This is a genomic window from Ensifer oleiphilus (assembly GCF_013371465.1).
In the GTDB taxonomy this organism is placed as follows: domain Bacteria; phylum Pseudomonadota; class Alphaproteobacteria; order Rhizobiales; family Rhizobiaceae; genus Ensifer; species Ensifer oleiphilus.
The window spans coordinates 441903-454333 of sequence record NZ_JABWDU010000002.1; the positions used below are offsets into that span (position 1 = coordinate 441903).

The 12431-nt window shown below is 59.9% G+C and carries 14 protein-coding genes and 1 pseudogene; 5 read left to right on the forward strand and 10 right to left on the reverse strand.

Annotated elements, in window-relative coordinates:
- Positions 1 to 193: 193 nt before the first annotated feature.
- A complete protein-coding gene (locus HT585_RS08810; protein ID WP_176352556.1) occupies positions 194 to 577 on the reverse strand; it encodes a cupin domain-containing protein in 384 nt (127 codons plus the stop codon).
- A 333-nt stretch (positions 578 to 910) separates the two neighbouring features.
- Here HT585_RS08810 and HT585_RS08815 point away from each other — a divergent pair, with 333 nt between their 5' ends.
- From HT585_RS08815 to HT585_RS08825, 3 genes are all read left to right on the forward strand, one after another.
- Positions 911 to 1207, forward strand: coding sequence for a hypothetical protein (locus HT585_RS08815; RefSeq protein ID WP_176352557.1), 297 nt, complete (start codon positions 911 to 913; stop codon positions 1205 to 1207).
- Between the two features lie 885 nt (positions 1208 to 2092).
- Entirely contained in the window at positions 2093 to 2350 is a 258-nt protein-coding gene (locus tag HT585_RS08820; protein WP_176352558.1) for a hypothetical protein, read from the forward strand.
- A gap of 271 nt (positions 2351 to 2621) precedes the next feature.
- Positions 2622 to 2885: a hypothetical protein gene (locus HT585_RS08825; RefSeq protein WP_077504443.1), complete on the forward strand. Its 264-nt coding sequence runs from the start codon at positions 2622 to 2624 to the stop codon at positions 2883 to 2885.
- A gap of 217 nt (positions 2886 to 3102) precedes the next feature.
- On the opposite strand, the gene HT585_RS08830 is transcribed toward HT585_RS08825, so the two are convergent.
- From HT585_RS08830 to HT585_RS08870, 9 genes and pseudogenes are all read right to left on the reverse strand, one after another.
- A complete protein-coding gene (locus HT585_RS08830; RefSeq protein ID WP_176352559.1) occupies positions 3103 to 3477 on the reverse strand; it encodes a DUF1515 family protein in 375 nt (124 codons plus the stop codon).
- Positions 3464 to 3721 (reverse strand): hypothetical protein, encoded by a 258-nt coding sequence (locus HT585_RS08835; protein WP_176352560.1) that lies wholly within the window; start codon positions 3719 to 3721, stop codon positions 3464 to 3466. The genes HT585_RS08830 and HT585_RS08835 overlap by 14 nt, the downstream gene beginning before the upstream one ends.
- Before the next feature lie 117 nt (positions 3722 to 3838).
- Positions 3839 to 4492, reverse strand: coding sequence for a lysozyme (locus HT585_RS08840; protein ID WP_176353242.1), 654 nt, complete (start codon positions 4490 to 4492; stop codon positions 3839 to 3841).
- A 368-nt stretch (positions 4493 to 4860) separates the two neighbouring features.
- Positions 4861 to 5436, reverse strand: a complete 576-nt coding sequence (locus tag HT585_RS08845; protein ID WP_176352561.1) for a hypothetical protein — start codon at positions 5434 to 5436, stop codon at positions 4861 to 4863.
- Positions 5437 to 5662: 226 nt separating this feature from the next.
- Positions 5663 to 6097: a hypothetical protein gene (locus tag HT585_RS08850; RefSeq protein WP_176352562.1), complete on the reverse strand. Its 435-nt coding sequence runs from the start codon at positions 6095 to 6097 to the stop codon at positions 5663 to 5665.
- A 4-nt stretch (positions 6098 to 6101) separates the two neighbouring features.
- Positions 6102 to 7616, reverse strand: a complete 1515-nt coding sequence (locus HT585_RS31680; protein WP_246707607.1) for a hypothetical protein — start codon at positions 7614 to 7616, stop codon at positions 6102 to 6104.
- Between the two features lie 492 nt (positions 7617 to 8108).
- Positions 8109 to 9716, reverse strand: coding sequence for a tail fiber domain-containing protein (locus tag HT585_RS08860; protein WP_176352563.1), 1608 nt, complete (start codon positions 9714 to 9716; stop codon positions 8109 to 8111).
- 90 nt (positions 9717 to 9806) lie between these two features.
- Positions 9807 to 10565, reverse strand: a pseudogene (locus HT585_RS08865) (terminase large subunit domain-containing protein); the annotation flags it as partial.
- Positions 10450 to 10860, reverse strand: a complete 411-nt coding sequence (locus tag HT585_RS08870) for a hypothetical protein (protein ID WP_176352565.1) — start codon at positions 10858 to 10860, stop codon at positions 10450 to 10452. The pseudogene HT585_RS08865 and the gene HT585_RS08870, both read right to left, overlap by 116 nt.
- Positions 10861 to 11183: 323 nt before the next feature.
- On the opposite strand from HT585_RS08870, the gene HT585_RS08875 reads away from it, so the two are divergent.
- Positions 11184 to 11699: a tetratricopeptide repeat protein gene (locus HT585_RS08875; protein WP_176352566.1), complete on the forward strand. Its 516-nt coding sequence runs from the start codon at positions 11184 to 11186 to the stop codon at positions 11697 to 11699.
- A gap of 129 nt (positions 11700 to 11828) precedes the next feature.
- A complete protein-coding gene (locus HT585_RS08880) occupies positions 11829 to 12413 on the forward strand; it encodes a tetratricopeptide repeat protein (protein ID WP_176352567.1) in 585 nt (194 codons plus the stop codon).
- The last annotated feature ends 18 nt before the right edge of the window (positions 12414 to 12431 follow it).

A 12431-nucleotide genomic window follows, 5' to 3' on the forward strand; every position in this document is an offset into this window, starting at 1 on the left:
ATCGTTGGAGCATTGGCGGCAAACTCGACTGATTTCATTACACCAGCATTGCAGTTGGGCGCAGCCGCGGGCTATCGTCGGCGCAGACCTCCCCGCCCCCCAACCGGCCCCTGAAACATCGGGGTTTCCGCCAGGTCCGCGCGATCACCTGTCGCGCCACAGCGACACGGATCCGGTTGACGATGCCCCGCATTCAGACCCAGCGATCGTTTTGCGCGGTGCGGTTGCCACCGGCATGGCCGGTGTTGAGCACGCCCCGCGGCTCGATCAGCAGCAGCCGCACCTCGTTTTCGGCAAACGGCTTGTGCTCGACCCCTTTGGGAACCACGAACATCTCGCCTGGGCCGATCTGGACGGCGCCATCGCGAAAATCGATGCGCAGGACGCCCTCAAGCACGATGAACGTTTCGTCCGTCTCCGGGTGGTCGTGCCAGACGAAGTCGCCCTCGATGCGAACGAGCTTGAACTGATAGTCGTTCATCTCGGCGATCACCCGTGGCTGCCAGAGATCGCTTATCCTTTCGAGCTTTTCGGAAAAATTGATCGCCTTACGGTCGGTCTTGTCGATCCCATCCATCGTCATGTTCCTCGTTCGATTGATGCGCTAACATGCGCCGGACCCCAACACCGATCTTGAACGATCGTGCGCGCATCCGGTCGCCACCTCGGCAAGCGCACCCGCGGTCATCGCCTAGAATATGTCGCGCAAGCGTGTGCCGCGGTTTTGCGATAGCGACATGCGTGAGAACATGAACTTAAAGCGCGCCAAGCGAATCCAAGAAATCGCGACACGCTTTAACGCCCTCGGTGCGGCAGCCGCAGGCGAATATTCCCATATTGCCTGCAATTCCAGCTGATGTATCTTGTCTGCCTTCGGCATTGGCTATGGACGTCCATGAAGGAGGTTCGAATGCATGATATCCCGCAAGCGTCGGGCAGACAGTTAAGTCCGGATGATATCGAAATGCTGCAGCGGGTTTTTGACGCTACCTGCTTTGCGGCGCGCGTGCCACGCCGCGGCGAGCGGGCCGAGCGGCTGGCCAAGTTCATCATGGATGAGTTTCGCATCGGCAACATCGACGAACGGACGCTGCTGGAATGCGCATTGTGGCGCGAACGGCGCCGGATAGCGGTAAATACGGAAGAGTTGGAAACGGTCGAGATCTGGGTCGCCAGACCCGGTCGACGTAATCCGCGTTACCACTGAAACACGTCGGGCCAATAACGCACATCGGCACAAGTGAGCACCGTTTTTGCGCAATGATCGGAGTGGAAACAAGGGCTCAATGCGGGTCTCTTGAAACCGCTCGTGCGTGCCCACGTGAAGACCCACAAAAAAATGCGGCCTCTCCGTGGATAAACGAGACCGCATTCAAGATGTGTAATGAGCATATTCTATGCCACTCTTGCCGACAGGACCACAACTGCAACGGGCCGTGTGTGGCTATTTCTGGCCTGCCATCGAAATTTCTCCGAATGTGCCGGACGAGAAGCTGTCCGGGACGATTGGACACTCAAGCGCCGCAGCCGGTGAGATCTCGAGGATGGCAACCAAAATCAAAGGCATTCTCCCGGAATTGAACCGATCAATGGGCAACATCGATCCGGCGGCTGCAAGCCGCGCGCCAAATAGGCACAACTGGTGGGGTACTTGAAGCCATCGCTTTATGTCGCCTCTTCGAGCACAAGATACGGTCCTCATCTGCAGCAGTTCGCACTCCCCCACTCGAACCTGTTGTGCCCGCCATCCGGGCGGTCGGAAGCAAGAAGACCAGGAGCGCCATACGCCCGAGAGCGGAATTTTCGCCCCGGTGGAACCACCGTTCGCCTCGCGAATTTTAGCCTGCAGTATGGGAGATTCATCATGTTTGCATCGGACACGAAAGGACAGTTCAGCCGGGTCGTCAAAAACTGGAACACGCGATACGATCTGTAGGAGTTTATCACCGCATCCGGCCTACCGCCGTTGGAAGCCCGCGAGATTTTCGCGAAATACGGACCCTACAAGGCGGACCTCGACCGATTGATACGTGCGCGTGCGCCGACAGATGCCGGCAAGGCAAAGTAGGCGGCGCGCATATCGGAGGTTCAAATGCATCATCATTCCGAGCATCGTGCCAAGAACCTGGATTGTGCGTTCAGCCCAGCGGAAATCGCCATGCTCCAACGGGTCCTCGACACAGCCTGTCTTGCCGCAGGAATGCCGCGCAGCGACTATCGCGCCGATCGCCTGGCAAAGTTCATCATCGGCGAATTTCGGTCCGGCACACGTAGCGAGGCAGCCCTGTGCGAGCGGGCAATGTGGTTCGAGCGCAGAAGCGCACCATGGTCACCGACGCCCACGCAGTAACGCCGCCGACACGAAAGGGTCGTCGACGCCGGGCATTCCCGGCGATCGGCCATCCGCCTCGCTGATGCCATCTGACGACGCGCGAAAGTGGCCGGGGTTGCTAAGCAACCCCGGCCACACCTATCCTATTGTATGGTAACCGCCTTTCGGCCTATCAAGATGTCAAACGATCCCGCCCGCGCCGCCGCGCAGATGCAGCCTCTACACACGAGCAAGGGCCGGGAACCGTCACAAGATTGGTTCGCGCACTCAGGACATGTTATAAACGCTCATGACCCAAACAGAAGAAGATCTCGAGCTTTCGGAATTGTCCGGCGAGTTTGCCGACGACGATGTCGTCGTCCATATCCGTATCTCGCGCCCGACGGGCTCCAATCTCGACTGGACCCTCGAGGTGATCGACGAGGAAGGTTACTCCACCGTTTGGGAAGATTCCTTCCCCACCGACCGCGAAGCCTATGAAGAGTTCCTCGCCACGATCGAGCGCGATGGCATCCAGACGTTTACGGAACATCCCGTGCAAACGCTTCACTGAAGCGCATCGCGACTGGCGTTCGCTTGCAGCGTTTTTTTGGCGGCGACCGCCTTGGGCTTCGGAAAGTCCGACCAGCCCTGAGAAGATCACCGAAACGCCGCGTGTCCTGCCTTCTGATCGGACTGGCGCAGCAAAAGAAGCGGCAGGCGCTCTGCTTTTCCCTGTCCTCTCTTCAGCGCCGCCCGGCCAAAGCAAACCGGTAGGGTGAACGACACGATCATCCCTTCCCGACAATGACGAAAACGAGCCGCCGGATCGCCTCGGCAAAGCTGACGCCAAGCGCCATGGCGGCAATACCGGTGACGCCGAGCGCGCCGATGCCCATCAGCTTCCAGCGCTTGACGTCGTCGGTCACCGGCTTCATCTCAGCAACGTCACCACCGAGCGTCGAGACCGAAGCCTCGATATCGCCGACACGGTCAACGAGTTGGTCCATGCGCTGATGCACACCAGCCCGGCTGCTCGTCGCCTTGTCCTCGGCGCGTTGCGCGCCCTCCTCGATCCGGCGGATCGATTCCTGCAGACTGCGCATGCCTGCGACCAGTTCGCCAAGCTGGCGATGGACGCTCACATCGGTTTCAGCCGGATACATTGTGCCGTCTCCCATGCCCTACGCAATCGGCCTTTGACCAGACTGCAGCGGCACACAGACCGACGACGGTGCGGTCGATCTTGCGCTGATCGGCCGGTGTGGCGCCAGGGGCGCCGACCAGGTCGACGCCGACGACGCTTTTAAGGCCCTCGACATTTTTCGGTCCCGAAGTCCCACAGCCGGCCAGCATCAATGCAGGTATCGTAATCCAGGCGCTTTTCCTGAGCGCGGTTCGTAGCGTCATCGTTCTGCCTTTCGATCGCTTGAATGACGGACCGGGCGCCATCCGCCCGAATTTCGTGCACCGCCCAGATGATTGCGGCGAGACCGAGCCCACCGCACAGGATCCTCAGCCAGGCGATCATGCCGGATCGAGCCGCTTGCGCAGGAAGAGGAAGGCGCCAATCACGAAGGCAACTGCGATAATGCCGGCAAATGCCCATTGCAGCGGTCCATTGCCGGTGAACGCAAAGCCCAGCGAGGAAAGAATGCCCGCAAGCCAGGAGATGTTCTCCTTGCTGATCACGTCTGGCGGCTTCGGCGCGGCGGTAACGGTGTTGGAGGCGACGAACTCACCCTTTGCCCAAAGCCCGACTTCTGCAGACCGGCGGTTGACCAATCCCTTCACGCGGCTGCCGCCCGCATAGACCCACTTCATCAACTCCATCGGCACGGCGTCGTAGTCGCCGGCGTTCAGCTTTTTCAGCAATGTCGACTTGCCGAGCCTGCCGGTGTTGAAATCGAAAGAGACAAGCACGGCGAACTGGTTGTCGGTGACCGGCACAGTGACAAGGCGCGAGACACGCTCCTCGAATTTCGCGAGATCCACCAGAAGGATCTGTTCGGCCTCTGCCTCGGTGATCACCATGTTCGGTTTCACAACGGGCTCGCCCGCGGCGCTGGTATGGCCATAGCCGATGGTCCAGACACCGGCGACGTCGAGATACGCCTTCGTCTTCAGACCTTCCCACTGCTTGACGAGCGAAAGGCCCGCCGCATTGATGCGTCGGTTCATGTTCATGTCGTTTGTCCTGTTTAGATTGGGAACCGGAAGCAACGATGATGCGTTGCTAGGGCATGTCGTCGTAAGTCGCAGCCGACTTGAGGGACATGCAGCAAATCAACGTCCTGCAACGACCTTTGCGCATCCGATAAGACGCGTGGTGCTGCAGGCACAAAAAAGGGGATTTCGCCATGATAGACGCCGCATTCGTGAAGATGACCACACTGGCCATCGTCCTTGTCAGCTGTGTCGTTATGGTGCAGCCCTACTGACAAATCTGGACGCGGATGAATCCTAAACCAGGTCTCGTTATGCCAGGTCTCGACGACAGAAACCTGCAGGCTCGTCCATGGCTGGTCTCTGACCAGGAGACGGATGGGCTAGGAGACAGATGGCGGCTTTGGCGGCGACAGAGACCGCAACAAGCTCTTGAGGCTCTCGCTGTCGGCGAGGTGTGCCTTCTCACCGCGATTGTCACCGCATCTCTCGCGCAGGCTGCGCAGAAAGATAGCGACATCAGAGAGTTCGCCAACCTCGACCCGCACCTGCGCCTGGATCGTCCTGTAGATCTCCTCCAGCTTCAGGGCTTCATCAGCGCTGGCGGAGCCGGAAAGCGCGGAAACCCTTGCCTTGAGATCATCCAGCAGACCTTCGAACTCACGCGCGTCGCGTGCGGCCTTGGCCTCCAGGCTTGCAATCAGCATGTCAAGAATATCGAGATGTCGACGCTCCACTGATTGCAGATCGAAAGCCGCCCGCAGCTCTTTGCGGGTGCGTTCGCCTTTACGCAAGTGCGCCTTGAGGCGCACGCCATTCTCGGCGCAGCGCCTCATAATGTCATCGATCGAGAATTGCCCCTCCACCAAGTGGTCAAGCAGGGGCCGAATCAGCGCTGGCGGCGCCGTGACATTCAGCGCGGCCGAATACAGCGCCAGGTCGATCGAAGCATCCGGCATAAGCCACCTCCGCCTCATATGGCCTCGTGACGCGAGACTAACAGTATCCGGCATGCAGGATGGTAATTTTTGCGACAATGCTTTCGTAATCGTTAAACGGAAACTTCGATCTTTCGCGTCGCGAGATGAAAGTCAGCTGATCACGACGCTGAACGACAAGGGGCAGGCGAACCCGGCATGCGAAGCAAGGCTCATTTCGGCCGCGTCCACGGGTGTTTGATTGCGATCAGACATTAGCCGCCGCGACCCACATCGAGTCGATCTGGGTATCAGTCAGATTTACGGCCGCGCCGATGACCGCAACCAGAGGATGCAATCGTTTTAGTATAGTCGCGTATTCCCACTCGATCTTGGCTGTTTCTTTCTGCTCACCATCGGGCATAGCCTCGATCGCCTGTGTTACTTGGGCTGTCGTGTACCCACCCGAGAGAAGGCCTAGACGAAACTGCCTTGCCGTCAGTGGGGGCATTCTCGCCCGAATCTCCTCGGTGGTCGGTGGCACGTGCACCCAACCATCGAGGATATACTGATGGTCCGCAGATGGCTTCAAAGGTACTTCAATTGTACCTTCTCGATACGACGCCAAAATTTCGTCCGTTGGTTTTGTGTTCGTCTGCCAATAACCGTCAAACGGGTTGTAGAAGCCATTTTCCTCACTCATCGCATCAGCTCCTCGCCTCAAATACATTTAACGTTGCATTGAATGAGTAATACCAACCAGGGGGAACAAGGCCGAACGTCGAAAAATCATTTCCACCACTGTAGCCAGCATAATTGTTGTATACTGCTGTGATGGCCGATGGCCCGTAGTATATGGCGATGCCATTGTTTCCAGCGTTGGCAGATATTGGCAGCCAACGGCCGGTCGTGTTCTGATATACCGTGCCACCAATCCTAGAAACCCCAATCCACGTCCCTGCCCAGCCAGACCAGTTCGACAGGTTCCCCGCGCTACCAGCCGAATTCGCGTAGTTCACGTTAAAGTTGGAAGGATTGTACACATACATGTTCGAGCCGTCGTTGCCACCCCAAAGCCAGGACGGTTGGCCGCCTTGACCTGACCAATGGAAGTTAAGATCCACCCCGCCAACACGACGTGGATAGGACCTACCTTCGGCGGTAATCTTGCTATTGAGCGCGTCACTAAGGTAGGCACCGGCCCACGGCATGTAGATGTTACCGTTATCTAAATAGCGGGCGGCCCCCATCCGGAATTCCACTCCGCCCCATGACAAGTAGCCGTTTGGACCGCCGAGGACGAGGTCTCGATACCAACCACCAGATGAATTGAACATGCTGATGATCATAGAGTCGTTGGCTTGGTCGTGGCGAACCATGCCCCGCACAGAGCCAGTCGATGTGCGGAATTGAATTTGACGGTTGTTGTTGTTGTCAACTGCCATTTCCGGGACTGTGATCGAACCGGAGAAACCGGCACCATTAAGATTCGCCTTCGTGTTGGGATCGAAGTTCCACGGCGACCACACGTTGCGACCGTTGACGACGAATCCGCCTTTGACTTCCCAGGTACCGGTACGGAAATTGTAAACGCCATTAACGTTGTCGGCGTGGTCGCACATCCCCAAGCCGTACCAGCCTTTGAACTTGATATTGTGGGCTGTCCAAGTCGCGTCGTCACCATTGCCCGCGCCGATGAAGTTCGTGCCCGATGCGCCTCCAAACAACAGCGAGGGCGCGGTTATTTGACCCGAAAATGTCTTCCCGGCCATAGTCGCAGGCAGACGTGCGTCTGCCAATGTACCAGTCGTCAGGTCGCTGGCAGACGCCGAAGACGCAACAGCGGCAAACCCAAGTGTCGCCTTAATGCCGGCAGCGTCAGGATCATCGAGAATCGTCCGAGCGAACGGAGTCAACGCTGTGGTCGCGTAAGCATCCGTCGCCGTGGTGTAGAGCATCTGGTTCGCAACAGTGGTGAGACCAGCGATCGACTGCAAGCCTAGATCGTAGGCCTGTACGTTCGCTCCAACTTCGACGCCGAGCGCAACTCGAGCTCCGCTCGCCGATGTCGCTCCTGTTCCTCCGGCGGTCACCGGTCTTGGCGCGTTGGCGTCGGCCGCCAGGTCGTCGATCAACGTGTTATAAGGCACGCTCTGAATGGTCGTGTTCGGCACGCCTTTGGTGCCGGCGGGGGGCGAATAGACGCCACCTGTTCTTGGCATGGCTTTTCTCCATAGAAATACCCCGTGTTTGGGGCTTCCAAGTCGTCGAGTATTGATGAGATGGTTGTGTTGCGGCGGGGGCGCCTCTGCCTGGCGTCCGAAGGCCGCCGGAATGCTAGTGCATGTCGCGCAAAAGTGGTCTGCAATCTCGCGATGGCGACTTGCGTAAAAACAAGAGCTTAGGCACGGAAAGCGAACCCACGAAATCGCGGAGCGCGCTAAGATCCAGCGTTACTTGACTGGCAAGTCGCGATGGATGGCATCCTGTGACAGAATTGATCGGCGACCGGTGGTTGCGGCTGTACACCCAGGTTTGAGCCACCGCATAGGCGAGCTGCAAACGGCACGCCCTGCCCCAACGGAGTTGACGATGAAAATGTCACGTGCGGCCCGCGGCCGCCGCGGTGCGGACCGTCTCCGTAAGCTCGAGCAAGGATACCTTTGGCGGCAGCGACCACATAGTCACGAAACCGGCGTGGGATCACCGGCCTCCTATCGCTTCTTCCGCCCCGCTGAAAACAGCCGGCCGTAATCGACGCGGCGCATGCCATCCGGGTCTCGGCTGACGACGTCGGGGCGCGTCTTTTCAACCTCCTGCGCCATCACGCCAACGTGTTTGGCGCCGCGCTGGGGCTCGCCCTTGTAGCGATATTCGTAGAGCGAATGCCCCTCGAACTTGCCGACCTTCTTGATGTCCTTCTTGAGCCGACGGTCGGAAGGCTTCGGCAAGAAGTCCAAGAAATTTTTCAGTATCCCGTTGCCGGCATCCATTCGCGCCTTGTACGCCTCGAGCTGCCCCCTGTAGTTGTTCTGCACCAGCCCGGCATAGTCCGCCGGCTCGATCCGCTGCCCTTGCGTCGGCACGAAGTTCGGGTTGCTCACCTGGGCGCCGGAGAGCAGGCTGGAGATTTCGTTGATCGGCTGGTTGCGTTGGGCATACATCTCGTTGAGATACTGCGCCCTCGCGGCGTTCTGGGCTGCGAGCTGCGCTTGCTGGGCGTTGTAGGTCTGGTCCTTCAGCGCGTTGTTGGCAGCCGTTGCCGATTGGCCGTTCTGGTGCATCTGCTGCTGCGCGTCGTTGCTGAAGCCGGCGGCCGCGAGCGCCTGGTTGAAGGTCTGCTGCTGGGCGGCGTTCATCGCTTGCTGCTGCGCCTGGTTCTGGGCAAAGAGCTGCTGTTGCGCGGCGTTTGCCTGCTGCATGTTGTTGGCGTTCTGGGTGTATTGCTGGTTCTGCGCCTGGTTGGCGAACTGGCCGCTCGCCAAGGCCTGGTTATAGGCCTGCTGCTGGGCGCTGTTCTGGAAGCCCGCCGCATCCCTCGCCAACCCTGCGAGCCGCGATTGCTCCTGGCCCGCATTGAGAATGGCGCCGAAGCGCGCATCGTTTGCCTGTCGGCCGGCCTGGTCGATCGCCCGGTTATAGGCCTCCGATCCCGGCTGCAGGCCCTGGTTGGCCAGTTGCGTTTCCAGTGCCGCGCGATCCCGCTCGAGTTGCGGGTTCATGCGCGACATCAGCGCGTCCTCGTAGCGCTTGGTGTCGAAGTTCGTCTCGTAGGAGCGGGTGACGTCGCCGGCATTGCCGAGTGACGTTTGAATGGTACCGGCATTGCCGACGCCCTTCTGGATGTCGCCCGCCCCGGCAATGGCGTTCTGGACGGTGCCGGTATTGCCGAGGTGCGTCTGCAGGTTTGGGCCACCGCCATATTGGCTATAACTCGGCAGGTTGATCGAGGCCGGGTTGCCGGCCGCCGGCGCTCCGGAAAGATCGATCGGTTTGCCGAGCAGGTCGTTCAGCCGGCCCGACTGGTTGTTGGCAAGCGTCGCCAGGTTCTTTTCGGCAGCGTCCGTCTGGTCCTTGATCGCCTGCTGCGCCGGCGAGAGCGTCTGCGTCGCCGTCCAGATCGGCAGGTCGTAGTTCGCCCCATTCATCGGATCGGTCCATTTGCGGGTGCCGGTCTGTGAATAGGTCAGGCTGCCATCAGGGGTTACCTGGTTGATATTGCTCAACGTGCCGTTCGCCACAGCCGTACCGATGTTCGTCGAGGTTTGCGCCGCCGCGGTTTCGCGCGGATCCGGCGGCTTGGGTGCTTTGGACTTGCCCATGTTACCTACCTTTGCCCATGTTGATTACCTTCGCCCATGTTGATTACCTTCGATTGACGGCATGTGCCCGCCAGTCGTTGTCGGTTAGCCCGTATAGTGCTCGGCATCGTCGATCGTCATCGTCACCACCGTCCTGTCGTCGGAAGGTTCCAGCAGGTAGCGGCTGACCACCGAGCTCATGCCTTTCAGCGGCGTAAAGGTCACGGCGACCGAACCACCTGTCGCATTGGTGCGGGTGATGCCCTCGAAATAGACATCTTCCGGCGGTTCCTCGTCGAACCAGACATAATCGACCGTGTTGGCCTGCCATTTGGCGCGGCCCTGCTCATAGGCTTTCAGCAGCAACGTCGAGGTGCCGCCCGAAGCGTGGCGCACCGTCACGCTGTCGAGCGCGCCCGATGCGCTCGACCTACGGGTCCAGCCCGAGATCGCCGATTTCGTGATATAGCCGGTGCCCCAGTCCTCCTCGCTCATCGGCCGGCCGACGAGCAGCCGCTGCACGCCATCGCGCGTCAGCTCGTGCGACTCCGAACCGCCGATCATTGTGATCGGCCGGTCGAACCGTCGGCCCGCCCACCAATGAGGATAGTCTCCGGTCAGGTGCATCGCCGCTTCGGCGGCACCAGCCAAGGTCTTGCCGAGCTGGTTTCCGGCCATGAACAGCCGTTCGCGAAAGGTGGCGCCCGCCTCATGAAACGCAGTCTGCCTGGCATAGGGCCGGTAATAGCGCAGCCTATTCGTGTTCTGCCGCCGCCCGATCTCGATCGCCAGCTCCATCCGCTCCCTGAGCAGCGAGGAAAGGCTTGATCTTGGCGTCGAGCTTGCGGATCCGCTCGAGGAGTTGCTCATCCGTCATCTCCCCGATCTGGTTGACATTGACGGTCACGTCCTTCGGCATCAGCGAAGCCACGGCCTTGAGGAAGTCATGCGGGTTCTTTTCGATCAGCGCCTGGATCGCCGCCGCCCCTCGGCTCTCCCAGGCGGAAAGCATGTCGTCGAGAAAGAGCTCGCCGAGCTTGGAGCGCACCGCCTTGCGGGCGCGCGTTCGTGCAGGTGCACCCGCGCCGATTGGGGCTCCGACCCGCGGCTCGCGCGGCAGGAAACGCCCCGTCTTCGGGTCCTTGGCTGGTTTTCCGATACTCATGATGAGGACTCCCATGCAGCGCCGATGGCGCCGCAAAGCTCTTTACAATCGCTCAGGCATCCGCGCGCGCAGCAAGCGGCAAACGGGCAACAGCCTTCCGATATCCACGGGAAATTGCGCGGACCCACTTGACCTTAGGTTGCATTCTGTCACCAATACTAATTTACAGGCCGCGCATTCGCGGCACCCGGTGCGGACCAAGGCGCCTCACACCGGATGAGACGGGTACGTTTGGGAGATAAAGCTATCAAATTGCAGCATAATTTATCCATTTGATCGTCCCGGTTGTGAGGAATTATGCCGATGAATAAGACGGGTGTCTGATGATCCAAAACGCAGTCAGAAGGTTGAAGACCATTTTCACGCCGCGGCTGTCCGCCGCAAATGTCTCGCCCAGGTTGCTCGAACTCGCCACCTCAGGAAATCTCGACGCCCAGGCAGTCCTCGGCGAAATCTATTTCAACGATGGCCGCGAGGAAAACTACGCCGCATCCTACCACTGGAACGGACAGGCAGCCCGCCAGGGCCACGCCGCCTCTCAAGCCCGCCTCGCAACGATCTATCACCAGGGCCTCGGCATCGAGCCTGACCCGCAGGAGGCGCTTCGCTGGTGGCGTAGCGCCGCGCGCAAGGGTCATGATGGTGCCCGCCAGGCAATCGACAGGCACAACCGGGATGACGGCGGTGTCGACCTGAACACGGCACCGGCCGGCTTCTGCGCGGCACTCGATGCTCGCGGCAGACACCGGGGGGCAGCCAAGGGGACACCCGCAGACAGCCTGTCGCCGCAGGCGCTGGAGATATCGGAAGAGGAACAGATTGATGGCGGCCGCAGCTGAGCAGACGAGCAACGCCGCGTCGGCACAGCTATCGACGTTGTCCCGCGGTCTCAGCTCCCTGAAGGTGAGCAACACGGCTTTGACGCACGCTTCATCGATCAACTCCCCCGATAGGAGCAGCGACGACGAATGATCCAGCATTTATGGACGTGGCTGCGTGCAATTTTCGCCGGAAAGGCCCGTCGACCGCCTGTATTGGCCGATCCGTCGCCGCCGCCAGGCGCCACGACCATAGCACCGAGACTGATCGAACTCGCCAAGGGCGGAAACGTCGACGCGCAAGCGGCGCTCGGAGAACATTTTTTCGGCGATTGCGAGGAAAACCTGGCTGCCGCCTACTACTGGAATGGGCTGGCTGCGCGCGGCGGCCACATCGGCGCTCAAGGGCGGCTGGCCACGATTTACCACGAGGGGCTAGGCGTCGAGCGCAACCCCAAGGAGGCGTTCCGCTGGTGGCATAGCGCGGCCCTCCAGGACCATTACGGTGCGCAGATGATGATCGCGGCCGCCTACGAACTTGGCGTCGTCGTGGAAGCTGACCTGGAAGAAGCCGCCTACTGGGTTTCCCGCTCGTATTTCGGCGCAGACGGTCGTCCAGAGGCCCTCGAATTTGTCGGTGCCTATTACGAATCGGTCATACGGAAGTTATCCGAGGAGCAACGTCTTCGCGTTGCTGAACGCTTGCGCCACCTCGCAGAAACAACATCACGATAAGCGTCGCCGAACGACCTT

Excerpts from the sequence above, each read along its gene's own strand:
- HT585_RS08810 (WP_176352556.1), bottom strand. The coding sequence starts at position 577 with ATGGATGGGATCGACAAGACCGACCGTAAGGCGATCAATTTTTCCGAA.
- HT585_RS08815 (WP_176352557.1), top strand. The coding sequence starts at position 911 with ATGCATGATATCCCGCAAGCGTCGGGCAGACAGTTAAGTCCGGATGAT.
- HT585_RS08820 (WP_176352558.1), top strand. The coding sequence starts at position 2,093 with ATGCATCATCATTCCGAGCATCGTGCCAAGAACCTGGATTGTGCGTTC.
- HT585_RS08825 (WP_077504443.1), top strand. The coding sequence starts at position 2,622 with ATGACCCAAACAGAAGAAGATCTCGAGCTTTCGGAATTGTCCGGCGAG.
- HT585_RS08830 (WP_176352559.1), bottom strand. The coding sequence starts at position 3,477 with ATGTATCCGGCTGAAACCGATGTGAGCGTCCATCGCCAGCTTGGCGAA.
- HT585_RS08835 (WP_176352560.1), bottom strand. The coding sequence starts at position 3,721 with ATGACGCTACGAACCGCGCTCAGGAAAAGCGCCTGGATTACGATACCT.
- HT585_RS08840 (WP_176353242.1), bottom strand. The coding sequence starts at position 4,492 with ATGAACCGACGCATCAATGCGGCGGGCCTTTCGCTCGTCAAGCAGTGG.
- HT585_RS08845 (WP_176352561.1), bottom strand. The coding sequence starts at position 5,436 with ATGCCGGATGCTTCGATCGACCTGGCGCTGTATTCGGCCGCGCTGAAT.
- HT585_RS08850 (WP_176352562.1), bottom strand. The coding sequence starts at position 6,097 with ATGAGTGAGGAAAATGGCTTCTACAACCCGTTTGACGGTTATTGGCAG.
- HT585_RS31680 (WP_246707607.1), bottom strand. The coding sequence starts at position 7,616 with ATGCCAAGAACAGGTGGCGTCTATTCGCCCCCCGCCGGCACCAAAGGC.
- HT585_RS08860 (WP_176352563.1), bottom strand. The coding sequence starts at position 9,716 with ATGGGCAAGTCCAAAGCACCCAAGCCGCCGGATCCGCGCGAAACCGCG.
- HT585_RS08870 (WP_176352565.1), bottom strand. The coding sequence starts at position 10,860 with ATGAGTATCGGAAAACCAGCCAAGGACCCGAAGACGGGGCGTTTCCTG.
- HT585_RS08875 (WP_176352566.1), top strand. The coding sequence starts at position 11,184 with ATGATCCAAAACGCAGTCAGAAGGTTGAAGACCATTTTCACGCCGCGG.
- HT585_RS08880 (WP_176352567.1), top strand. The coding sequence starts at position 11,829 with ATGATCCAGCATTTATGGACGTGGCTGCGTGCAATTTTCGCCGGAAAG.